Origin of the sequence: Streptomyces sp. NPDC096193, assembly GCF_040302905.1 — a bacterium.
GTDB lineage: Bacteria > Actinomycetota > Actinomycetes > Streptomycetales > Streptomycetaceae > Streptomyces.
Genome location: NZ_JBEOSJ010000002.1, coordinates 169,673 through 191,664 on the forward strand (window position 1 = coordinate 169,673; position 21,992 = coordinate 191,664).

Annotated in this window: 18 protein-coding genes; 13 read left to right on the top strand and 5 right to left on the bottom strand. The window is 70.3% G+C overall.

Annotated elements, in window-relative coordinates; genetic code table 11:
- Window positions 1-96 precede the first annotated feature (96 nt).
- The 9 genes from ABTX78_RS03495 (at window position 97) to ABTX78_RS03535 (ending at window position 10,408) form a co-directional block, all read left to right on the top strand.
- Window positions 97-291: a hypothetical protein gene (locus ABTX78_RS03495; protein ID WP_328861968.1), complete on the top strand. Its 195-nt coding sequence runs from the start codon at window positions 97-99 to the stop codon at window positions 289-291.
- Entirely contained in the window at window positions 288-1,022 is a 735-nt protein-coding gene (locus ABTX78_RS03500; protein ID WP_352205146.1) for an ABC transporter ATP-binding protein, read from the top strand. The genes ABTX78_RS03495 and ABTX78_RS03500 overlap by 4 nt, the downstream gene beginning before the upstream one ends.
- Window positions 1,015-1,758 (top strand): ABC transporter permease, encoded by a 744-nt coding sequence (locus ABTX78_RS03505; RefSeq protein WP_352205147.1) that lies wholly within the window; start codon window positions 1,015-1,017, stop codon window positions 1,756-1,758. Before ABTX78_RS03500 ends, ABTX78_RS03505 begins: the two co-directional genes overlap by 8 nt.
- Entirely contained in the window at window positions 1,755-3,476 is a 1,722-nt protein-coding gene (mpaP, locus tag ABTX78_RS03510) for a daptide biosynthesis intramembrane metalloprotease (protein ID WP_352205148.1), read from the top strand. Before ABTX78_RS03505 ends, mpaP begins: the two co-directional genes overlap by 4 nt.
- 148 nt (window positions 3,477-3,624) lie before the next feature.
- The gene (gene lanKC / locus ABTX78_RS03515; RefSeq protein ID WP_352205149.1) at window positions 3,625-6,105 is read left to right on the top strand and encodes a class III lanthionine synthetase LanKC; all 2,481 of its coding nucleotides are present in this window, start codon (window positions 3,625-3,627) and stop codon (window positions 6,103-6,105) included.
- Complete coding sequence (locus ABTX78_RS03520) at window positions 6,102-7,409, top strand: YcaO-like family protein (RefSeq protein WP_352205150.1); 1,308 nt, start codon at window positions 6,102-6,104, stop codon at window positions 7,407-7,409. The genes lanKC and ABTX78_RS03520 overlap by 4 nt, the downstream gene beginning before the upstream one ends.
- Window positions 7,410-7,504: 95 nt before the next feature.
- Window positions 7,505-8,563 (top strand): glucose-1-phosphate thymidylyltransferase, encoded by a 1,059-nt coding sequence (locus tag ABTX78_RS03525; protein WP_352205151.1) that lies wholly within the window; start codon window positions 7,505-7,507, stop codon window positions 8,561-8,563.
- Window positions 8,560-9,567 carry a dTDP-glucose 4,6-dehydratase gene (gene rfbB, locus ABTX78_RS03530; RefSeq protein ID WP_352205152.1) on the top strand — a complete coding sequence of 336 codons (1,008 nt, stop codon included), beginning with the start codon at window positions 8,560-8,562 and terminating at the stop codon, window positions 9,565-9,567. The genes ABTX78_RS03525 and rfbB overlap by 4 nt, the downstream gene beginning before the upstream one ends.
- 250 nt (window positions 9,568-9,817) lie before the next feature.
- Window positions 9,818-10,408, top strand: a complete 591-nt coding sequence (locus tag ABTX78_RS03535) for a helix-turn-helix transcriptional regulator (RefSeq protein ID WP_352205153.1) — start codon at window positions 9,818-9,820, stop codon at window positions 10,406-10,408.
- 294 nt (window positions 10,409-10,702) lie between these two features.
- On the opposite strand, the gene ABTX78_RS03540 is transcribed toward ABTX78_RS03535, so the two are convergent.
- From ABTX78_RS03540 to ABTX78_RS03560, 5 genes are read right to left on the bottom strand one after another with little or no spacing between them, the layout of a single operon-like run.
- Window positions 10,703-12,136 carry an MATE family efflux transporter gene (locus tag ABTX78_RS03540; protein ID WP_352205154.1) on the bottom strand — a complete coding sequence of 478 codons (1,434 nt, stop codon included), beginning with the start codon at window positions 12,134-12,136 and terminating at the stop codon, window positions 10,703-10,705.
- A 4-nt stretch (window positions 12,137-12,140) separates the two neighbouring features.
- Entirely contained in the window at window positions 12,141-13,169 is a 1,029-nt protein-coding gene (locus ABTX78_RS03545) for a cysteine synthase family protein (RefSeq protein ID WP_352205155.1), read from the bottom strand.
- A gap of 49 nt (window positions 13,170-13,218) precedes the next feature.
- Complete coding sequence (locus tag ABTX78_RS03550; RefSeq protein WP_352205156.1) at window positions 13,219-14,598, bottom strand: type III PLP-dependent enzyme domain-containing protein; 1,380 nt, start codon at window positions 14,596-14,598, stop codon at window positions 13,219-13,221.
- Window positions 14,589-15,614 carry an ornithine cyclodeaminase family protein gene (locus ABTX78_RS03555; protein WP_352205157.1) on the bottom strand — a complete coding sequence of 342 codons (1,026 nt, stop codon included), beginning with the start codon at window positions 15,612-15,614 and terminating at the stop codon, window positions 14,589-14,591. The genes ABTX78_RS03550 and ABTX78_RS03555 overlap by 10 nt, the downstream gene beginning before the upstream one ends.
- 34 nt (window positions 15,615-15,648) lie before the next feature.
- Complete coding sequence (locus ABTX78_RS03560; RefSeq protein ID WP_352205158.1) at window positions 15,649-16,644, bottom strand: TauD/TfdA family dioxygenase; 996 nt, start codon at window positions 16,642-16,644, stop codon at window positions 15,649-15,651.
- Between the two features lie 383 nt (window positions 16,645-17,027).
- On the opposite strand from ABTX78_RS03560, the gene ABTX78_RS03565 reads away from it, so the two are divergent.
- The 4 genes from ABTX78_RS03565 to ABTX78_RS03580 all read left to right on the top strand — a co-directional run bounded on the left by ABTX78_RS03565 (window position 17,028) and on the right by ABTX78_RS03580 (window position 21,944).
- Window positions 17,028-18,584, top strand: a complete 1,557-nt coding sequence (locus ABTX78_RS03565; RefSeq protein ID WP_352205159.1) for an ABC transporter substrate-binding protein — start codon at window positions 17,028-17,030, stop codon at window positions 18,582-18,584.
- A gap of 116 nt (window positions 18,585-18,700) precedes the next feature.
- Window positions 18,701-19,591 carry an ABC transporter permease gene (locus ABTX78_RS03570; protein WP_502993773.1) on the top strand — a complete coding sequence of 297 codons (891 nt, stop codon included), beginning with the start codon at window positions 18,701-18,703 and terminating at the stop codon, window positions 19,589-19,591.
- Complete coding sequence (locus ABTX78_RS03575) at window positions 19,588-20,433, top strand: ABC transporter permease (RefSeq protein ID WP_352205161.1); 846 nt, start codon at window positions 19,588-19,590, stop codon at window positions 20,431-20,433. The genes ABTX78_RS03570 and ABTX78_RS03575 overlap by 4 nt, the downstream gene beginning before the upstream one ends.
- Entirely contained in the window at window positions 20,430-21,944 is a 1,515-nt protein-coding gene (locus ABTX78_RS03580) for an ABC transporter ATP-binding protein (RefSeq protein ID WP_352205162.1), read from the top strand. The genes ABTX78_RS03575 and ABTX78_RS03580 overlap by 4 nt, the downstream gene beginning before the upstream one ends.
- Window positions 21,945-21,992 lie beyond the last annotated feature (48 nt).

A 21,992-nucleotide genomic window follows, 5' to 3' on the forward strand; every position in this document is an offset into this window, starting at 1 on the left:
CAACAGCGGTGACGCCCGGCCCCGGACGGCCCTCAACCGTCCGGGGCCGGGTGTGCGGAGCGTGAAACATCCTCAGAAGGAGAAAGGGAGAATCACATGTCGAACACCGGAAACCGGTATCCGTCGAACAAGTCGCTCACCATGATGACGGGGCTGCTCGCACTGATCCTCATGCCTGTCGGCGCCGCGCTCGACGGGACCGCGCAGTGGGTCCTGATCGGTGCCTCGGCCGTCTTCATCTTCATCTGCGCGTACCAGATGAACGCGAACAGGCGGGCGGGCAGGGGATGAGCGACACCGCAGCGGTCTCCGTCCGCGGCCTGACCAAGCGGTTCGGTGAGGTCGCCGCGGTGGAGGACGTGACGTTCGATGTCCGGCCGGGCCGCATCGTGGGGCTGCTCGGCCGCAACGGCGCGGGGAAGACCACCTCGCTGCGTATGCTCCTCGGGCTCGCACGCCCCAGTTCCGGCACCGCCACCGTCTTCGGGCGCCCCTACGCCGACCTGCCCGACGCAGCGCGCCGGGTCGGGGTCAGCATGGACGGCATCTCCCCGATGCCCGGCACCAGCGGGCGCCGCGATCTGCGGATCTGGGCCCGGATGCTCGGCCTGCCCGCGGCGCGCGTCGACGAGGTCCTGGACAGGGTCGGGCTGACCGGCAGCGGCGACCGGAAGATCAAGGGCTACTCCACCGGCATGCGGCAGCGGCACGCGCTGGCAGTGGCGTTGCTCGCCGACCCGGAACTGCTGGTGCTCGACGAGCCGGCCAACGGGCTCGACCCGGACGGCATCCGGTGGCTGAGGACCTTCCTGCGTTCACTGGCCGACGAGGGGCGCACCATCCTGCTCTCCAGCCACCTGCTCTCCGAGGTGGAACAGACAGTGGACGACGTGGTGATCCTGCAGCGCACCCTGCGGTACAGCGGTCCCATATCCGAGCTGGTCCCGGACAGCGGAACCAGCCTGGAGGCACGATTCTTCGATTTGGCCGGCACAGAAGCGGAAAGGCGCGTCGATGCGTGAGGTGCTGAACGCCGAATGGCTCAAGGCATGGAGCGGCCGCACCTGGTGGATCATGGCCGCACTCGCTGTGTTCATGGGCCTGTTGGGCAGCAGCGGCGCCGCAGCCGTGGCCGACCAGCAGATCGACTCCGGCGCGACCGACGCCGCAGCGGCCACCGCCGAGCTCATCCGTTCCTGGTTCTCCGTCCTCCTGGCCTCCGTCCTCTTCGGCGCCCTCTTCGTGAGCCGGGAGTACAACACCGGAGCCATCAACCGGTCCGTCCTGCTGTGCGGCAGCCGGACGAGGCTGCTCGCGGCCAAAACGATCGTCGGAACGGCCATGGGCCTGATCTTCGCGCTGCTGGCGGCGGGCCTCGCCCCGCTCTCCCTTTGGGGCTTCTTCACCCTGTTCGGCATGGACGTCCAGTGGAGCGGCGAGGCGACCTTGACGCTGCTCGGCGTGTTCACCGTGGCCGCGCTGGCCGCGCCGTGGGGGGTCCTGCTCGGATGGATCATCCGCAACCAGGCGGCGAGCGTGACGCTCGTGCTGGTGGTGACACTCTTCGTCGACGAGACGCTCTTCCGAGTGCTGCCCGCCGTCGGCAAGTTCACGATGGGCATCGCCATGGGCGCGGTCTACCGCGACGCCAAGCCGGAGATGCTGTCGATCCCCCTGGCCCTGCTCGTCATCGCGGGCTGGCTCGTGCTCGCCGGATACTCGGCCCGCAGGCTTCTCGTCACCCGGGACATCACATGACCCTGACCGACGAGCGGACCGCGCGGACCGCACCGGGCCCCGCCGGCCGGCCCCGGCGTCGCCGCAAGCGGGCCGACGCCGAACCGTCGGCGGCGGAGACGGCCGAACTGACCCGCCGCCCCCGGCTCGCCCCACGGGTCCAGGTGCACGAGCCGACGGCAGACGGTTCCCTGTGGATCGTGCAGTCCGGACAGCAGTACATCCGGGTCGGCGCGGACATGGCCAAGCTCATGCGTTCCATGGACGGAGAACGCGACCACGCGGCGCTGGTGAGCACGCTGGGCGGCCCCTGGACGGAGCACGCCGTCGCCACCGCCGTCCACAAGCTCCAGGAGATGCGCCTGCTGGAGGACGGACGGATCCACCGGCACAGCGGCACGTGGTTCAAATACGTACCGCCCCTGACACTGCAGTTCACCGTCCTGAAGCCGCAGCGACTGCTGAACCGGCTGGTGCCGCTCATCAGGCTGCTGGCGAACCGGGTCGCGGCCGTCGTCGCCGGGATGCTCGTCCTGGGCGGACTGCCGGCGCTCACCGTGCAGGCCCCGGCGCTGTCGCAGGCGCTCGGACAGCCCTTGCCGTTCGCCGTCCTGCTCGGTGTGATGACCGCGACGATCGTCACGACCGCGCTCCACGAGATGGGCCACGGTGCGGTCCTGGCCCACTACGGCGGACGCCCCAGCCGGATGGGCGTGATGCTCTTCTACATGTCGCCCGCCTTCTTCTGCGACGTGTCCGACGGCTGGCGCCTTCCCCACAAGGAACAGCGCACCCGCGTCGCCCTGGCGGGCATCGTCACGCAGACAGTGGTCGCCGGAACGGTCTCCCTTGCCGCGCTCGTGCTGTCCACGGTCAACGGCCCTTCGCCGCTGCACGACGGCATGCTGATCTTCGGAGTCTCCACCTACCTCACGGGCGTACTCAATTTCGTACCGCTCGTGAAGCTCGACGGCTATCTCGCGCTGATGAGCCACCTCGACATCCCGCACCTGCGCGACCGGTCCATGACCGACGCGCGGCGGTTCCTGGCCCGGATCCTGTTCGGTGGCCGGTACAGCCGTGAATTGCCGCAGCTCACCTGGGCCGTGCCCTTCGGCTTCGCCTGCATGCTCTTCCCCCTCTACCTCGTCGCCGTCGCGATCGGCCTGTGGTCGGACGTCGTGCAGAGCCTGGGCCTCGTCGGCGCGGCCGTGATGGCCGCGGCGATCAGCTACCTGATGTACCACGCCTGGAACGGCGGTGAACGGCTGCTGCGCGAGGCACGGCGGGCCGGGGCAGGCCGCCTGCGGATCGCCTTCGCCTCGGTGCTGGCCGTCGCCGGCGTCGCAGCCGCCCTGGTGTTCGTCCGGCTGCCCTACACCGTGGTCGGCGGATTCGTCCAGGAAGGCGGTCAGGTCCGGCTGGTACTGGCCGACACGGCCGACACCGACGCGGTCGCACGGGGCTCCCAGGTCCGCCTGGAACGGCGCGGCCTGGTCATCGGCACCGATGTCGGCACCGGCGTCGTCGCGGTGGACCGTGCCACACGGGGGACGGCACCACTGTCCGCCTTCGTCCCCTTCCGCGAGGGCGACCACTTCCCGATGGAGGTGTCGGGCTTCGCGCTGCGTACGGACAAGGCTCCGGCCGAGCGCGCCGGTCTGGCGTACGTCGACGCGGGCAGCCGCCCCGCGTGGGAGTGGCTGTATCTCAAGTACGTATCCCCCTATGGGCGTTGACATCCCGACGCCGGGCCAGGCAGCCGGCATGGGAGACAGGTAAAGGTTATGGACGTAGGCAGACATCTTCACTACTGCCCTCCCGGCAGCCCGTTCTTCGACCTGCCGGCCACGGCGCACACGGACGAGGACGACTTCCCTCTCGCCCATGAGGAGCCGGCCCCCGGGCCGGGACGGCGGCACCGAGTGGATCGGTATCTCGCCGCCCGACGCCGGAATACCCGGGCAGGGCTGGAAGATCCACGTGTCGGCGACCCCCGACAACGCCGAGGACGTCCTGGCCACCGTCTGGAAGTACTGCCTCGCGGGCGGCATCACCTTCAAGTTCCTGCGCAGCCGCGCCGTACTCGAATTCCGCAACAGCAAGTACGGCGACCGCAGCGCCAGCGGTAAGTTCGTCACCATCTACCCGCTCGACGAGGCCCACCTGGCCCTCATCCTGCGCGAGTTGGACGACCTCCTGGGGGGCTGCGAAGGCCCCTACATCCTCAGCGACCTGAGATACCGGTCCGGCCCGCTCTACGTGCGCTACGGCGGCTTCCTCCTGCGCACCGTACGGGCGGACAACGGCGAACTCGTGCACTGCGTGGAGGATCCCGAAGGCAGGCTGGTCCCCGACCACCGCGGCCCCGGCTTCCGCCCGCCCGCCTGGGCGCCCCTTCCGGATTGCCTGGCCGAATCGGCCGCGGCACGCGACTTGGGCACCCTGGAGGACTTCCCCTACCGAGTCACCTCCGCGGTGCACTTCTCCAACGGAGGAGGCGTCTACCGCGGCACCGACAACCGGGACGGCGCGGACGTCCTGCTCCGCGAAGCCCGTCCCTTCGCCGGTCTGGTGGACGGCGAGGACGCGGTCAGCCGCCAGCGACGGGAGCACTGGGCGCTGGAGCAACTGGCCGGACTGGACTGCATTCCCCGCCTCATCGATTTCCGCAAGGGGCGCGAACACTACTTCCTGGTCAGGGAGTACGCCGAAGGCGAGCCCCTCGCCAAGGAGATGGTCCGCCGCAACCCATTGGCGCGCGACAGCCGGTCCCCCGAGGACTTCACCGCGTACACCGAGTGGGCCCTGAGGATTCTGGGCCTGGTCGAAGAAGGCATCGCCTCCCTGCACGCCCGCGGAGTCGTCTTCCGCGACCTGCACCCGTCCAACATCCTCGTCCGCCCGGACGACACGGTCGCCTTCATCGACTTCGAGACGGCCGACTCCGTGGATTCCCCGGCCAGGCAGACCATGGGAGCACCCGGGTTCACCGCACCGGCCGAGTACCGGGGCCCGGCCATCGACCGTTACGCCTTGGGCTGTCTGCGCCTGGCCGTGTTCATCCCACTGCCGACTCTGCAGCTCTGGGGCCCGTCGAAGACGGAGGACCTCATCGACGCGGTCGTCGCACACTTCCCGGTACCCGCGGACTTCGCCGACACCGTTCGGCGCGATCTGGGCATCCCGGCCGACGCGACGCGCTCCCGGCCCGCCGCAGACCAGCGGCCGGTTCTACGTGAGGACTGGCCCGCGCTGCGCACACAGATCATCGACGGGGTCCTGGCCACCGCTACACCGGACCGACAGGACCGGCTCTTCCCCGGGGACCCGGAGCAGTTCGCCACGTCCGAGGGCGGGGCGGCCTTCGCCTATGGCGCCGCCGGGGTCCTGTGGTCCCTGGCCGAGGCCGGCGCGTCGGTCCCCGCACGCCTCACCGACTGGCTGGTCGCCGCCACCCACGCCCTGGAACGCCCTTCCCCCGGCTTCTGCAGCGGGCTGAGCGGAATCGCCTTCGCATTGGACCGGCTCGGGCGTGCCGAGACCGCCAGCGCACTCGTCTCCCAGGTCGGGGAGCGCCTCGACACCGAGACCGGCGGCACTGACGACACCCTGCTCAGCGGGGCCTCCGGGGTGGGGCTCACCCTGCTCCACTTCGCCCGGCGCACAGGCGCGGGCGCCCTGTTGGACCAGGCCGTCCGGCTGGCCGAGCGGATCACCGCCGGGCCGGCCGGGAGACCGGACGGCAGGGCACGTTTCGGGCTGCTGCGGGGGCCTGCGGGCCGCGCCTTGTTCCTGCTGCGGCTGTACGAGGAAACCGGCGCCCCGTCCTATCTGGAGCACGCCCACACCGCGCTGCGACAGGAACTGACCCACCTCGGCTGGAAGGGTGATCACCTGCCCGAAGAAGCTCCGGGGCGGGCGCCGTTGCTGGCCACGGGAAGCGCGGGCACCGGAATGGTGCTGCACGACTTCGTGACGCACCGTCCGGAACCCGAGCTCATCCGCGCGCGTGACGCGATCCTGGGATCGGCCCGGCGCAGATTCGTGGCCCAGGCAGGCCTGTTCCACGGCCGCGCGGGCACGCTCGTGGCCCTGCGCCACCTGGCCGACGGCACCGACGCGGAGAAGAACGGGGGAGAGGAGGAGAGCGTACGCCTCCATGTGAACGGCTTCGCCCTGCAGACCGTGCGCCTTGACGACCGACCTGCCTTCCTGGGGCACGAGGCCATGCGGGTCTCGACCGATCTCGCCACGGGAGCCGCGGGGGTGCTGCTCGCGCTGAACGCCGCGCTCACGGACGACGGACCGTCACTTCCGTTCTTCCGCAGGGGCGGCCGAGAGCCGCGTGAAGGAGCCGCCTCGTGATCGATTTCCTTGCCACTTTGGACCGTACGCAGGGGCTCGCCGAACGGTGCGAGGTCCAGCCGCCCGCCCCGCCCACCGATCTGCTGTGGCGTGCCCTGGTACGGATCACCCCCGGTACCCCCTCCTCGGAGCCCGTCGGCCGCGCCCTGGACCCGTGCGTCGTCGGGGCGTACGGGCACTCGCGATCCGACGCTCTGACACGTGGTGTGGGCGAAGCCGTGGAACGCTACGCGCTCTTCCCCTCGGCGGAGGCCCCGTCCGGCACCGTACGCGCCACAGCGCGGGAAGCCGGCGGGTCGGCGCTGGCGTTCCACGGCCCGGACACGGTGCTGGGCGACCCGCGCGCCGCCGACGAGGTCCTGACCTGGTACCCGGCCCGGAGGCTGCGGGACGGGACCGAGGTTCTGGTACCCGCGCCGCTCGTGGACTATCCGGACGCCTCGCCCGAGGCACGGCACTTCGACCCGACTCCGTCCGGAGCGGCCTCCGGCCACGGCTACGCCATGGCGCTGCGCGCCGGTCTGATGGAAGTCATCGAGCGCGATGCCTTCCTCATCGCATGGGAAGAGCGACTGCGGCTGGCGCGAGTGACGCCGTTCTCGCTCACCACGGACGATGCCGCCGCTGGGCTCGGAGGGAAGCAGAACAGCAAGCGCCGCAACCTCGCGGCCCTGTGGCAGAAGACCGAGCAGGCGGGACTCGTACCGGTCCTGGCGGACATGCCCACCGCGGTGCCGGGCGTCGTCTGCACCATCGCCGCGATCATCGACGAGACCGGGGCCGGTCCGTTGGCGACGGTGGGGTGCAACGCCTCGGACGACCCTTGGTGGAGCATGCTCGGGGCACTGCAGGAAGCCCTCCAGGTCCGCTCGGTGATCCTCAACTCCTGGGACGAGCACGGCTTCGGCGAAGCGCCGACGCGGATCGACAACGACGACGACCGACTGCGGCATCTGGCCTCCCGTGAGGGCTACGAGCGAGTCCGCGAGTGGGTCGACGGCTTCATCCGGGAGACCCCGCACCGGACCTGGAGCGGGGTGCCGACCGACGCGGTCGTACGGAGCCTGGTCGCCGACGGTGCGGATCCGCTCGCGATCGACCTCACCCAACGGCTCCCCGTCGGGCTGCGCGAGATGGGGTGGGCCGCGGTCAAGGTCATACCGGTCGGATACCAACCCCTGCGGCTGGTCGAGGGCCACGACTTCAGCTGGCACACCGGCCGGCTGCGGACCGCCCAGGCCCGCACCGGCCGTCGCACGATGCCCGTCTCCGCCTTCTCCGACAGGCCGCACCCCTTGCCGTGAGACGCCACCGGTCCCGGGCCTGCTCCAGGTCCCGGCCCCGGTGTCGCTGTCGGCACAAGCTCCCCTCTCGTCCGTCCCTCACAGCCGGAGTCATCGTGAAAGCTCTCGTCCTCGCGGGCGGCAGTGGGACAAGGCTGCGGCCCCTCACCCACACCGCGGCGAAGCAACTCATTCCGGTCGCCAACAAGCCGGTGCTCTTCTACGTCCTGGAGGACATCGCCGCGGCCGGTATCACGGAGGTGGGGATCATCGTGGGCGCCACCGCCCCCGAGATCCGGGCCGCCGTCGGCGACGGCGGCCGGTTCGGACTGCAGGTCGACTACATTCCGCAGTCGGCTCCGCTCGGTCTCGCCCACGCCGTACTGACAGCCCGGGACTGGCTGGGCGACGACGACTTCGTGATGTATCTCGGGGACAACTTCATCGCCGGAGGCATCACACGGATCGTCGACGCATTCCGCCGTGAGCGGCCCGATGCCCACATCCTGCTGACCCAGGTGCCCGATCCGACCGCCTTCGGCGTCGCCGAACTGGGCGCCGACGGTCGGGTGCTGGCCCTTGAGGAGAAGCCCCGGCACCCCAAGAGCGACCTGGCCCTGGTCGGCCTCTACCTCTTCACCCGTACCGTCCACGAGGCCGTACGCGCCGTCGCACCGTCCGCCCGCGGCGAACTCGAGATCACCGACGCTCTCCAATGGCTGATCGACACCGGCCGCGACGTCCGCTCCACCCGGATCACCGGCTACTGGAAGGACACCGGCAACGTCACAGACATGCTGGAGGTCAACCGATCCGTCCTGGACACCTTCGTCACCCGCGTCGAAGGTACGGTCGACGCGGCCTCGGAGCTGATCGGCCAGGTCGTCGTGGAGCCGGGCGCGCGGATCATCCGGTCCCGGATCACGGGCCCCACCGTGATCGGCGCCGACAGCACGGTCACCGGGTCGCTCATCGGCCCGTACGCCTCCATCGCGTCGGGCTGCTCGGTGCTCGACAGCGAGATCGCACACTCGATCGTGCTGGACGGCGCGCGCATCGACGGTGTGCGCCGGGTCGAAGCGTCCCTCATCGGCCGTGAGGCCGTGGTCACCCCCGCCCTCGCCGCGCACCGGCTGGTGATCGGCGATCACAGCAAGGTCGAGATCCTCGCATGACTCCCACGAAGGTCCTGGTCACCGGCGGTGCCGGGTTCATCGGCTCGGCCTACGTCCGGATGCTGCTGGCCCCCTGGGCGCGGGCGGCCACCACCGGATCGCAGGGCCCCGGGGTCACCGTCACCGTCCTCGACAAACTCACCTACGCGGGCAGCCTCACCAACCTCGCGGTCGTCCGGACTGACCCGCGCTTCTCCTTCGTACGGGGTGACATCTGCGATCCGGAGCTGGTGGGCCAACTGGTGGCCGACCACGACGAGGTGGTGAACTTCGCCGCGGAATCCCACGTCGACCGGTCCATCGCCTCGGGTTCCCACTTCGTCAGGACGAATACGCTCGGCACCCAGGTACTGCTCGAAGCCGCCGTACGGCACCGGGTCACCACCTTCGTCCAGGTCTCCACCGACGAGGTGTACGGCTCGATCGCCCACGGCTCCTGGGACGAGGCGGAACCGCTCGCCCCCACCTCGCCGTACGCGGCGTCCAAGGCCTCCGCCGACCTCGTCGCCTCCGCCTACCACCGCACCCACGGCCTGGACGTCCGTATCACGCGTTGCTCGAACAACTACGGCGCACACCAGCATCCGGAGAAGGTCATCCCCCGCTTCGCGACCAACCTGCTGGACGGCCTGACGGTCCCGCTGTACGGAGACGGCGCGAACGTACGGGACTGGCTCCACGTGGAAGACCACTGCCGGGGCATCGAACTCGTCCGCGCCCAGGGCCGCCCGGGCCGCACCTACAACATCGGCGGCGGAACCGAGCTCACCAACAAGGAGCTCACGGGCCTGTTGCTGGAAGCCTGTGGCGCGGGATGGGAGCGGGTGGTCCACGTCGAGGACCGCAAGGGGCACGACCTGCGGTACTCCGTCGACTGGACGCGCGCCCGCGAGGAACTGGGTTACCGCCCCCGCCACGACTTCGAGCGAGGCCTCGCCGACACGGTCGACTGGTACCGCGCGCACCGCGACTGGTGGGAGCCACTCCGGACCCCTGTGCGGTGATCAAATGCGGGCAACTGGGGTCCCTGGGACGGGCTTCCTCAGTTCTTCCTCAACTATGTGGCACCCCTCTCTCCACAACTTCTTTGCCGAAGCTTTTATGTGTTAGCTTCCTCGTTGCTGATCAAGGGTTCTCGTGGGCGGGGGAGAGCAACTGGGCTTGACTCGCCCGGATTCCTGCCGCTCTGTGCATCAGAATTACGGGGTACGGGGAAGCATGGAACGAATATCTCTTATCGTCAATTCTCCCGCGTTGCGACGCCGGATAACCGAGGTGCTGGCCGGCCCTGGGTGGCTCGTCTCCGGGTACGGAATGGGAAGGGCCGTCGCGTACTCGTCCACACCGGCGGACATCGTCGTGGTGGAGGCCTGCGCGCTGAAGGCTGACCCGTCGCTCGCCCACCAAGGCGCTCGGCTCATCGTCCTGGTCTCGGGCCAGGACGATTCCTTCTGGCCGTCGTCAGCCCACGCCCGGTTGGCCGGCATCATCGACCGTGACGATCCCGACCACGGCTACATAGCCGCAGTTCGCGAGGTGTTGAGCGGGCGAGGCTGGGTCTCTCCCGAGCTCGTCCCCACGCTGCTCTCAGGCCGTATGGGCCACCTCCGGCCGACCCCGCCGCCCGCCGAGGAGGTCAACCGGCTCACCGACAGGGAGAGAGGGGTGGCCCGGCTGGTGGCCGAGGGCTACTCCAACTCGGAGATCGCTGAGCAGCTCACCATCGAGCGCAGCACGGTCAAGTTCCATGTGTCGAATGTGCTACGCAAACTCCGCTGCCGTGACCGCGCACAGGTGGCGGCTCTATGGCATTCGCACGCACCCTCGGTCAGCTTCGTGGCCTGACAGGTCCGGGTTCCGCTCCGGCATCCGGGGCGGAACCCCGGATGCCGGGGTATCCGCGGCCTCTGGCAGGCCGCCGAGGGCAGCCCCCGGCGGAGTGAACGCGGTCGACGCCGGCCGAAGTCGGACTGCCGCGCCACCGTCGTCCGTTTTCAGGGTCGACGTGATGGCGATGACGCATCATGTGGAGTGTTTGGCCAAGTCCTCACCCGCGTGGTTGTGGGCCCTCGCCGGAGTGTCCGCCGTGACCCCTGCCGCCGTCTCCCCGCCCTTCATTGGGTGCGTACAGGGCGGGTGTCAGACGGTGGCGGGGAGGGCTGCGGCGGCCTCCCGCTCGTTGAGGGAGCGGGTGTAGCGGCGCAGCAGGAGGATCGCGGTGGTGGCGAGGCCGGTGAGGAGGCCGAGCCAGATGCCGAGGGTGTCGAGGCCGGCAGCGTACGCCAGGAGCCCGGATGCGGGCAGGCCGATGGCCCAGTAGCCGATGAGCGTGATGCGGAAGCCACTCTTGGTGTCATCGAGGCCGCGCAGCAGTCCGACGCCGATGTTCTGGGCACAGTCGAAGAACTGGAGGAACGCGGTGACGATGAGCAGGTGCGTGGCGATGGTGAGGGCCTGGCTGGTGCCGGAGTCGAGGAAGGGAGCCAGGACCAGCCGGGGGATGGTCACGTACAGGAGGCCGACGACGGCCATGACCGCGGCCGCACAGGCGAGTGCGGTGTTCTTGATGCGGCGCGCGTCGTCGTGGTTGCCGAGGGCGAGTTCGCGGCTGACGTTGATGGACGCGGCGTGGGAGAGGCCGACGGCGACCTGGAAGACGATATAGACGAGCTGGTTGACGGCCGTGTGGGCGGCGAGCGCGTCGGGGCCGAAGGAGCCGGCCATCAAGGCGGTGAGGGAGAAGAAGCCGGCTTCCGAACCGTAGGTCGCGGCGATGGGGATGCCGAGCGCGATCAGGCGCTTGACCACGGCGGGGTCGACCTTGGCCAGGTTGAGGGAGAGCAGCGGCGCGAGCTCCTTGTCCTTCTTCGCGGAGAGGTAGAGCGCGAGGAAGGTCAGGAGGTAGACGGTGGACGTGGCGATGCCGACGCCGGTCAGGCCGAGGCGGGGCAGGCCCCAGGTGCCGTGGATCAGGATCCAGTTCAGGCCCGCGTTGACCGCGACCGAGGCGATCGTGATCTGCAGGAGGGCCTGGGGGCGGCGCATGCCGACGGTGAACTGGCGGACGGCCTGGAACCAGAGGCAGGGCAGCAGACCAGGGGCGAGAGCGTAGAGGACGTTCTGGGCGAGGTCGGCGACGGCCTCGTCCTGGCCGAGCAGGGGCAGGGCCTGGCCTATGAGGATCATGAGGACGGCGCCGACGATGCCCGCGAGGGTGGCTACGGCCATGCTCGCCCGGACGATCGCCCGCACTTCCTCGTGTGCTGCGGACCCCGCTCCGGTGGCGTCCGTGCCGGTGACCCCCTGGTCCTTGTCCCCGGCGGACTGCTGTTCCGCGCGGGCCGCGGCGGCGGCGATCTGGTTGCCGACGGAGGTGACCAGGCCGACGCCCATGGTGCGGAGCTGGTTGAAGATGACGATGGCCAGTCCGCCGGCGGCGAGCTCGGTGGTGCCGAGGAAGCCCATCATGATCGTGTCGGTGGTCGTGAGGGCGACCTGGGCGAGCTGGGTCAGGATCAGGGGGACGGCCAGGGCGGCGAGGGTGCGGCTGTCGCGGAGGAGCGTGGTCAGCATGGGGTTATCGGTTCCCGCGGAGTTTGGTGAGGAGTTCGTCTACTTCCCGCTCGGTGTCGGGGCTCAGCAGGTCGCGTTCGCGCATCCATTCGTCGTTGAAGACGGTGTCCATGTACTTCTCGCCGCCGTCGTTGATGAGGGCGACCATAGTGCTGCCGGGCGGAAGTGAGCTGAGGCGGGTCAGCGCCGCGTAGACGACACCTCCCGCCGAGCCCCCGATCAGGAGACCGGTGCGGGCCACCGCGCGGCAGGCGGCGAAGGCCTCGATGTCTCCGACCTTGACGCCTTCGTCGAGGAGGTCGAAGTCGACCAGGGCGCCGAGCTCGGCGCCCTCCGGAGTGCCGGTACCGGACTGGTAGTAGTCGTGGGCGGGGCCGCCGAAGGCGATGGAGCCCTTCGGCTCGACGCCGACGACGCTGAATCCGCCGATGAGCTTGCCGAGTTCACGGGCGGTGCCGAACAGGGCGCCGCCGGTGCCGACTGCGGCGATGAGCACGTCGATCTGTCCGTCGAGGGCCTCGACGAGCTCGTGGGCGACGGGGAAGTAGCCGACGCCGTTGGCGGGGTTGTTGTGCTGCTCGGTGAAGACGGTGTTGTCCTGGCCCTGGGCCATCTCCTCGGCGAGCTCCTCGCGGGCGGCGGTGGCAAGTTCCTCGGCGCCGTCGTCGACGACGTACACGAGCTCGGTGCCGAGGGCCTTCATCCCGCGCAGCTTGTCGACGCAGGCGTGGTGGTCGACGACGGCGGTGAAGGTGTAGCCGCGCTCGGCGGCGATGACGGCGAGGCCGAGGCCGGTGTTGCCCGAGGTGGACTCGATGATCCGGCCACCCGGGCGCAGTTCGCCGGCCTCCTCGGCGGCGGTGACCATGGCGCGTGCCATGCGGATCTTGGCGGTACCGGTCGGGTTGAACATCTCCAGCTTGAGAAGCAGCCGGCTGCCGGTCTCGGAGACGGCCAGTTCCAGCAGGGGGGTGTACCCGATGAGGTCGGACAGGCGGGAGACCACGGCGGGCCGCTGCAGGGCTCCGGACATCGACAACTCCAGGAGATCGTGGGGACGGCGTGGGCGTGCGGCGGTGCGCTCAGGTGAAGTGACGGTCCAGGCGCCAGCGCGGCCGGGCACCGTCGGTACGGTCGATGACGACCTTGGGCGGGATGGCCAGGTCGTGGAAGGGGGACTCGTTGGAGTCCATCTGGTAGCCGGCCGTGTTCGGGTAGACCAGCAGGTCGCCCACTCGGGGGCGGCGGGGGAAGCCGACCTTGCGCCATGTGAGCATGTCGGATTCCAGGCAGGTCGCCGCCCCCACGCCGGCCGGGTACAGGCCTGCTCCGGAGTCGGACCCGGCACCGTCGCGGGGGACGAGGTGCGGGTCGGGCAGGTACTCGCTGTTGAACCACTGCTCGGACAGGCTGAGGCTGGTCCCGTCCACGGTCAGCAGCTGGTACCCGTCGCGGTCCTTGACGCCCTGGATGGTGAAGACGCTCGCGCCGGCCTGGTCCAGCAGAGCCCGGCCCGGTTCCAGGAGCAGGGTGACGCCGGCATCCCTCAGGATGTCGGCGAGGGACTGCTCGCGCCCGTCGGGCCGGGCGGCGAGGAGCGCCGTCAGGGCCTCGGCGCCGGGCCGGGGGCAGTGGTACGGGTAGAAGTCCGAGTCCTGGAAGGCTTTGCGCGCGTGGTAGTGGCGCCTGTCGTGCCCTTCCAGGAAGGCGTGCCAGCTGTCGGCGTCGGTGTAGCTGATCGGCAGGCCGCCGCCGATGCTGATCCGCCCGGTCTCCAGTCCCTGGACGCGGGCCTTGAGGCACAGGTCCGCCAGGTGGGCGGCGAGGTCGGCGCGGGGCTGGATCGCGTAGCCGGACAGGTGGAAGCTGAAGCCCTCCATTCGTACCGTGTCGCCGGCCTGGACGCAGCGTTCCAAGGCGGTGGTGAGTTCGGCGTCGTTCATGCCGAATCGGCTGTGCGGCTGCTGGGGCGGCAGTATGCGCAGCAGGATGCGGGCCGGGCGGCAGGGGCCGTACGGGACACCGGTGATGAGGGTGTCGAGTTCGTCGAGGGCGTCGACGGCGATGAGCGCGCCGTGTTGCACGGCGAGACGCAGAAGGGCGGGGTCCTTGGCGGGGCCGGTGAGCACGAGGTGCTCACCGCGGACGCCGTGGCCGAGGGCCTCGCGCAGTTCGGCGGCCGAGGCGACATCCACCCCGGCGCCGGCGGCGGCGGCCCGTTCGACGAACACGGCCGCCTTGTTCGCCTTCTTCGCGAAGTACACGAAGCCGTCCACGCCGGCCTCGGCCAGAGACTGGCGCATGGCGGCGAGGTTGGCGTCGAAGGCGTCCGGGAGCAGGAAGTGGAACGGGCCGCCGAAGGCGTAGGCCAGCTCGGGCAGCAGACCGGACTCCCGTACCCGGTCGGCCGCCGGGTCCGGGCGTACCGGCAGGGTGGGCCAGCTGGTGCCGGTTACTGCCACAGCGGCACCTCGGTGCCCAGATTCTGGGTGAGGGCGAGCTGGGCGAAGCGGTGGCCGAGGGCGATGTCGGTGACGACGAGGCCGCTGTTGTAGGCGAAGATTCGTTCCTTCGCGTTCTGGCGGCCGGTCGTGATCCCGGCGAGGACGGGCGGGAACTCGGCCTCCACGGAGGGGAGTTTGCCGTCGGCGTCCGCCATGTCGGTGCCGGTGACGTTCATCTGTGCCTCGCTGGTGGCGATGACACGGTCGGCACTGTGCAGGGTGGAGGGGGCAAGCCCGTGACCGACGAGGATCGTCAGCGCGCCGGGCTTCAGCCAGCTCGACTCGACGGCGGCCGGGGTGTGCGCACCGGCGGTGGCGACGATGACGTCCGCGTCGGCGGCAGCGGCCCGCAGGTCGGTGACGACCTCCAGGTCACGGTCGGGGAAGTGCGTACGCAGCTGCTCGCGGACGGCGGCGATGCCCTCGGAGTGGGTGCCGAACACCATCAGCCGGTCCAGGTCCGGGAGCGTCGTGAGGAGGAACGGCAGGGCGAGTCGGCCCTGAGTCCCCGTGCCGATCACCAGGGCGGTCCGGGCGCCGGGGGGCGCGCATTCGCGGGCCAGCAGGGCCGATACGGCCGGGGTGCGCAAGGAGCCGATGCGGGAGCAGTCCATCATCGCGACCGGCAGGCCGGTGACGTCGTCGTACAGGGTGAGCGAGGTGTAGTAGTGCTGCTCGTCGCGGCCCTTGTCGAGGCCGTGCTTGTAACTGGTCTTGATGGCGACGACGTTGCGGGTGCCGTCGCGGCCGAGCATGGCGTAGGAGACCGAGTGTCCGTCGTGCGGCTTGACGGTCAGCTTCCGGGGGTTGTCGGACTGGCCGGCGTGAAGGGCGCGGTAGGCGCCCTCCACGGTGTCCACCACGTCGGCCAGGGATATGTCGATCCCGGCGAGGTCGGAGGTGGACAGGATGCGCAGGTGGGTGTCGTCGCCGGATACCGGGGCGCCGATGGGGGCGGCCGTGGTGTCGGTCATGAGGGATTACTCCTCCGGTGCGGGTGGCGGGTGTTCAGCTCGCGTGCGCTTCGAGGGCGGCCTGACCGTAGCCGTGCTCGTATGCCTCGGCCGGGGGGCGTGTACGGCGCCCGGGGACACGGACGGAGGCACGCTTGAGCCAGCGGTCGGTGCCGTCGTAGCGGGCCTGGAAGGGGACGCGGCCGTGCACGACGAGGTCGTTGTCGACGACCAGGACCTCGCCCGGGCTCAAGGAGACCGCTACCGAGACGCGCGCCAGTTCCTCGGAAAGCCGGTGATAGGCCGCCCGGTAGTCGTCGTCGGCGCCGTCGAGGGGGGTGTAGGCAGGGTCGAAGCGCATGGTCATGCCCTCGTCGGACGCGTACAGGGTGGGTACGGGCGGCGGGGCCTGGTCGGCGAAGCGCTGGGCCACTTCATAGGCGTCGTCGGGGAGGATCGGCAGGACCGGCCGGGACAGGAGGTCCACGTCCTCGTCGGCGAGGCGGGTCTTGCGGATGCCGGCGGCGGTGGTGGCGATGTTGTCGTGGTTGCGCATGCAGCCGAGCATCAGCAGATGGGCGCGGCCCGGGTGAAAGGCGTCCTCGGTGTGCGGGCTGAGGAGCACACTGCTGGAAGCGCCGGTCTGTGCGGTCTCGTGGCCGGGGGAGGGGACGATGTTGTGGACGAAACGCCCGTCCTGCTGGCCTTCCCAGGCGAGGGGGTTGCCCATGACTGTGGCCAGAAGCAGCAGTGCGATGTCGTATACGGCTCCGCGGTCACGGGCGTTGGCCCAGCCGGCCGGGGTGGGTCCGATCGCTTCGTCGTCCAGGGGCAGGCCGCGCAGGACGAACAAGCCGTCGGCGGTGTCCACGGGACGGCAGTGCTCGCGCAGGGCGTCGCCGAGTTCGCCCGCTCGCTCGGCGACCCGTTCCAGCAGCACGGGCGATGTCGCTGACGTGCCGAATTCGCCGAGGATCTTCTGTGCCGCCTGGCGGAGTTCGTCCACGCAGTGGGCGTCGAGCTGACGGACGGGGGCGACTGCCGGGCTCATGGCAAGATTCCGTTTCCGTGGGGTGGCAGGGGAAATCGGCTGGATGGACCGGTTCGTCAAGCGCGACCAACGGGCCGCGGGCGCATGACAGGCAGGACTGTTGGCCGCGTGATGAGGGTGGCGTCGAGCTGCGTCCACCGGGGGACGACCGCACGCTAGCATCAACCTTAGGTGAGGCATACCTTACTGAGCACCCCCTCAAGGGAGGCTGATGTCTCGTCAGGAACCTTTTGGTTGAAGGCGATTCGGAGCAGCCATTGCGGGGCGTCGAAAAGGGGCATTCGTTCGATCCTGCCCGCACCCCTTGCGGTAATGGTTGTCATTAGGATAGGCAACCCTAAGCAACTTCCATGATGTGCTCCGAACGTGGATCGAGGACGTACGTGAACTTCAACAGGCGCCAGGTGCTGTGGGCCGGCGGAGCGATGGGTACGGCCACCCTGTTGGCGGCATGCTCGGGCAGCGGTTCCAGTACGTCGTCCAAGCCCGCGGCCGCCGACGGCGGCAAGCCCAAGAAGGGCGGCACGCTCCGCGTCGGCGCCCTCGGCCGGGCCGGGGCCATCACGAGGGACCCGCACGGTACGCAGAACAATGAGAGCGACTACCTCGTCCTCGCCCTTGTCTACGACACCCTGACGGTGCCCGGCGCCAAGCCCAACACCGTTCCGCGCGTGGCCGTTTCGTGGGAGTCGTCGGCGGACCTGAAGACCTGGAAGTTCAAGCTCGCCAAGGGCGCCGCCTTCCACGACGGGAGCCCGGTCACCGCCGAAGACGTCGTCTGGTCGCTCCGCCGGCTGCGCAACACCCCCTCGGGTGCCGCCCGCCTGCCCGGCATCAAGCCGGAGAACATCACGGCCGACGGAGCCGACACCGTCGTCCTTGTGTCCGACTACGCCAACGCCGAACTCCCCCTCCTCACCCGCCTGACGACCTTCGTCCTGAAGAAGGGCACGGCCGACAAGGACCTGGAGAAGGCCCCGGGCACCGGCCCCTTCAAGCTCGACTGGTACCGGGGCGGCAACGCCCGCCTGATCAGAAACGACAAGTGGTACGGCGGCACGGTCAACCTCGATGCCATCGAGGTCACCATGTTCGAGACCCCTCAGGCCATGGCCAACGCCCTCCTGGCGGGCCAGATCGACGTCGCCTCCAACGTCGGCGCCGTCGCCGCCCGCACCGCCGGGACCCGCAAGGACGTCCAGGTTCTGCGCCGCCCCAACGACATGGCGATGCCGATCGTCATGCGCACCGCCGCCGGCAGCCCCTTCGCCGATGTCCGGGTCCGCGAGGCCATGCGCCTGGTCGTCGACCGCGATGCCATGGTCAAGCAGGTCCTCTCCGGCTACGGCACCGTCGCCAACGACATCATGGGCACCGGCGACCCCAACCTCGCCAAGGACATCCCGCAGCGCAAGCGGGACCTGGCCAAGGCCAAGCAGCTCCTGACCGAGGCCGACTTCGACCTCTCCAAGACGTATGACCTCGTGACCACCGAGGACATCGCCGGACTCGCCGAGTCGGCGACCCTCTTCGCCAACCAGGCCCGCGAGGCCGGAATCAAGATCAACGTGGTCAAGCAGGAGTCGGGCGCGTTCTGGGAGAAGACCTGGAAGGCGGGCGACTTCTACACCACCTACTGGGGCACCAACGACTCGGTCGTGTTCTTCGCCTCCAAGACCATGGTCAGCGAGGCCGGACAGAACGAGGCCGGCTGGGCCGACAAGGAGTTCGACGCCACCTACCGCAAGGTCATCGGCACCGCCGACGCGAAGCAGCGTGCCGTGGCGCTGAAGGAACTCCAGCGGATCGAGTTCGACAAGTCCGGCTACCTGCTGTGGGGCATGGCGGACGGCATCGACCTGGCCGCCGCGAAGGTGAAGAACCTGCCCAAGCTCGCCGGCTACGGCCGGGTCCAGCTCGAGAACGTGTGGCTGGGTTGAGCCACCAGGCCGAAGGCGCGGTGGCCGTCCCCGTAGGTACGGGGGCGGCCACCGCGCCGCGCCGCGGCCCGGCAGTGGCCGCTCGTGTTCTCGGCGCTCTCGGGCGCCGAGTCCTGATGCTGGCTGTCCTGCTGGGCCTGGTCTTCGCGGCAGTGGAACTGCTGCCGGGGGACGCGGCGAGCGCCAGCTCCGAACGCGGCGACAGCGCCGCCGACGTCGAGGCGCGACGTCACCTCCTGGGTCTGGACCGGCCCGTCTGGGAACGTTTCTGGGACTGGATGACGGCCCTGCCCACCGGAGACCTCGGCACATCCGCACGGGGCCAGAAGGTCACCGATCTGCTCGCCGACCCCTTCCCCAACACCCTGGTGCTGGGCGCGAGCGCCTTCGTCCTGACCGTCATCGCCTCCCTGGCTCTGGGCAGTTGGGCGGCGTCCCGCCCCGGCGGCCTCGCCGACCGCGTCATCGGCCACACCTCGACGGCGGCGTTCGCCGTCCCCGAGTTCGTCACCGCCGTCGGCCTGCTCCTCGTGCTGTCGCTGTGGACCGGCTGGCTGCCGGCCGTCACCATGACCGGCGCTGACGGGTCACCGTCCGACTGGACGATGCTGATCATGCCGGTGCTCGCCCTCGTCATCCCGCAGACCGGCTGGAACACCCGCATCGTGCGCGGAGCCCTCGCCGACCAGGCCCGCACACCGCACGTGGAAGCCGCTCACCTCGACGGACTTCCCGTCCACCGAGTCGTCCTGCGCCACGCCCTGCCCGGCGCCGTGCCCGCGATCGCCACCGGCATCGCGACCTCCACCGGCATGCTCCTCGGCGGGGCCGTGGTCGTGGAGACCCTGTTCAACTACCCGGGCATCGGCAGCGTTCTGGCCGCCGCCGTCGCCGGCCGCGACACCCCGCTCATCGCAGGCGTCGTCGTCTGCGCCGGCGCCGCCATCAGCCTCGTCCTGCTCGCCGCCGACCTGATACGCGCCCGCACCCTGGGAGATGGCCCATGACCGTCGGCACCCTCGCAGGCACGCCCGCCAAGGCCGGGACCCGCCGCCGCTGGCCCGCGATCCTCCCCGCCCTGGTACTCATCGGTCTCGCGGTGGCCGGACCCCTGCTCGCCGCCCACCCCCTCGACGCTCCGCTGTACGCCCCGTACGCCACCGCCGGCGAGGGCGGGCCCCTCGGCGGCGACCAGCTCGGACGCGACGTACTCTCCCGGCTTCTGCACGGCGGCACGGTACTGATCGGCAGCGCCGCCCTCGTCTCCGTCCTGGTCACGCTGGCCGGCGTGGTCGTCGGCTGCTTCGCCGTCCTGCATCCCGTCCTCGGCCGCGCCGTGGAGCGCGCCGCCGACGTCGCGATTCTCCTCCCGCCGGTCCTCGGCATCATGCTGATCGCGCTGGCCTGGCCCGCCGGAGGGCGCTGGGCCGTCATAGGCGCTGCCGTCGTCCTCGGCACCCCCTACGCCGTACGCATCGTCGCGGCGGCCGCGGCCCCACTGGCCGGAGCCGGATACGTGGAAGCGGCTCTCGCCCGGGGAGAGAGCCTGCGCCACATCGCGCTGCGGGAAATCCTGCCCAACCTGCGCTCCACGGTCGCCGCTCTGTTCGGCCTGCGATTCGTCGAAGCCGTGTACGTCATCGCCATGGCCGCCTTCCTCCAGATCGGCCCCCAGCCCCCGGCCGCCGACTGGGCCCTGATGATCCGCGAGAACGCCCCCGGCATCCTCCTCAACCCCTGGGCCGTCATCGGCCCCAGCCTGGCCATCGCCGCTCTCGCCATCAGCGCCAACCTCGCCTGCACCTCCCTCGCGCCCCGCTCCGTACGCAAGGCGGTCACCACTTCGTGAACACCTCCGCACAGCCGGCCACAGGCACCCAGACCTGCGACGCCACCGGTGGGCCCGCACAGCTGGCCGCCGCCACCGGACTCGACATCCGCATCCCGGGCGGGCCGGTCCTGCTCAGCAACGCCACCCTGACGGTCACCGCCGGCCGGATCACCGCTCTCACCGGCCCCTCGGGCTCCGGAAAGACCACCCTGCTTCGAGCCCTCACCGGACACCTCCCCGACGGCGCGTCAGTCACCGGTGGCACGCTCACCGTCCTCGGACACGACCCGACATCCCTGACCTCCGAGGAACTGCGGCTGCTGCGCCGCACCCATCTCGCCTACGTCGGCCAGGACCCCGGATCCGCCCTCAACCCCCGGATGAAGGTGCGCGACCTCGTCGCCGAGACGGCCCCCGGCCGCCTCGACCGCGAGGCCGTCCTGGAACTCCTGCGTGAAGTCCGGCTCCCCGTCGACTCCGGCCTGCCCGACCGGCGGCCCACCGCGCTCTCCGGCGGCCAGCAGCGCCGTGTCGCCCTCGCCCGCGCGATGGCCCGCACCCCGAAGATCCTGCTGCTCGACGAGCCCACAGCCGGCCTCGACGCGGCACTGCGCGACGAGATAGCCGACCTGCTGCGCCACCTCGCGGTCGGCCACGACCTCGCCGTCGTGATGGCCTGCCACGACCCCGAACTCGTCGCCACCTGCGCGGACGACACGGTGTCGCTGAAGGCCCCCTCAGTGCCCCGCCCGCGCAGACCCCGCGACACACGGAAGGAGGACGAGCTCAGGCCCACCCCCCAGCCGGCCCCTGCCGAAGGCATCGTCGCCCGCGCCGTCGGCGTGGCCTTCCGCAGTCGCGCGGGCCTCCAGCAGGCCCTGGCCGAAGTCGACTTCACCGCGGAACCCGGAAGCCGCACCGCGATCGTGGGCCCCTCGGGCTCCGGCAAGACCACCCTGCTGAGGGTCCTGGCCGGACTCCATCAGGCTGATACCGGCACCCTCACCCTCGACGGTGCCCCGCTGGCCCCGCACGCACGCAAGCGACCCCGCTCCCACCAGCGCCGCATCCAACTCATGCCCCAGAACCCCCTGGACGCGCTGAACCCGTCACGCACGGTCGGCGCCCAGCTGGACCGCCCTCTGCGCCTGCACACCGACTTCACGGCAACCGAACGCAGCGTCCGGATCGCCGACCTTCTCTCACAGGTGGATCTGCCGGCCGACTTCCAGGCCCGCTACCCGGCGGAACTCTCCGGCGGCCAGCGCCAACGCGTCTCCGTCGCCCGCGCCCTGGCCACCGGCCCCGACGTCCTGCTGTGCGACGAGATCACCTCGGCGCTCGACCCCGAGACGGCGACGTCCGTGATGGACGTCCTGACCCGCTTGAACGCAGAACAGCACATGACGATCGTGCTGGTCTCCCACGAACTGCACCTGGTCGCCGCCTACACCGACACCGTCCATCTCCTCGACGATGGCCGCCTCACCGCGTATGGCCCGACGCACGACCTCCTGCCGTCGCCCTGACCTCTCGTCATCACGGAGTCCGCGCACGCCGCGATCGGCGCGGAGGTG

What these genes read in the sequence shown, in the direction of transcription:
- ABTX78_RS03505 (WP_352205147.1), top strand. Translation starts at nt 1,015, where the DNA reads ATGCGTGAGGTGCTGAACGCCGAATGGCTCAAGGCATGGAGCGGCCGC.
- ABTX78_RS03555 (WP_352205157.1), bottom strand. Translation starts at nt 15,614, where the DNA reads ATGACCGACACCACGGCCGCCCCCATCGGCGCCCCGGTATCCGGCGAC.
- ABTX78_RS03500 (WP_352205146.1), top strand. Translation starts at nt 288, where the DNA reads ATGAGCGACACCGCAGCGGTCTCCGTCCGCGGCCTGACCAAGCGGTTC.
- lanKC (WP_352205149.1), top strand. Translation starts at nt 3,625, where the DNA reads ATGAGGAGCCGGCCCCCGGGCCGGGACGGCGGCACCGAGTGGATCGGT.
- ABTX78_RS03575 (WP_352205161.1), top strand. Translation starts at nt 19,588, where the DNA reads ATGACCGTCGGCACCCTCGCAGGCACGCCCGCCAAGGCCGGGACCCGC.
- ABTX78_RS03540 (WP_352205154.1), bottom strand. Translation starts at nt 12,136, where the DNA reads ATGCTGACCACGCTCCTCCGCGACAGCCGCACCCTCGCCGCCCTGGCC.
- ABTX78_RS03570 (WP_502993773.1), top strand. Translation starts at nt 18,701, where the DNA reads ATGCTGGCTGTCCTGCTGGGCCTGGTCTTCGCGGCAGTGGAACTGCTG.
- ABTX78_RS03545 (WP_352205155.1), bottom strand. Translation starts at nt 13,169, where the DNA reads ATGTCCGGAGCCCTGCAGCGGCCCGCCGTGGTCTCCCGCCTGTCCGAC.
- ABTX78_RS03495 (WP_328861968.1), top strand. Translation starts at nt 97, where the DNA reads ATGTCGAACACCGGAAACCGGTATCCGTCGAACAAGTCGCTCACCATG.
- ABTX78_RS03560 (WP_352205158.1), bottom strand. Translation starts at nt 16,644, where the DNA reads ATGAGCCCGGCAGTCGCCCCCGTCCGTCAGCTCGACGCCCACTGCGTG.
- mpaP (WP_352205148.1), top strand. Translation starts at nt 1,755, where the DNA reads ATGACCCTGACCGACGAGCGGACCGCGCGGACCGCACCGGGCCCCGCC.
- rfbB (WP_352205152.1), top strand. Translation starts at nt 8,560, where the DNA reads ATGACTCCCACGAAGGTCCTGGTCACCGGCGGTGCCGGGTTCATCGGC.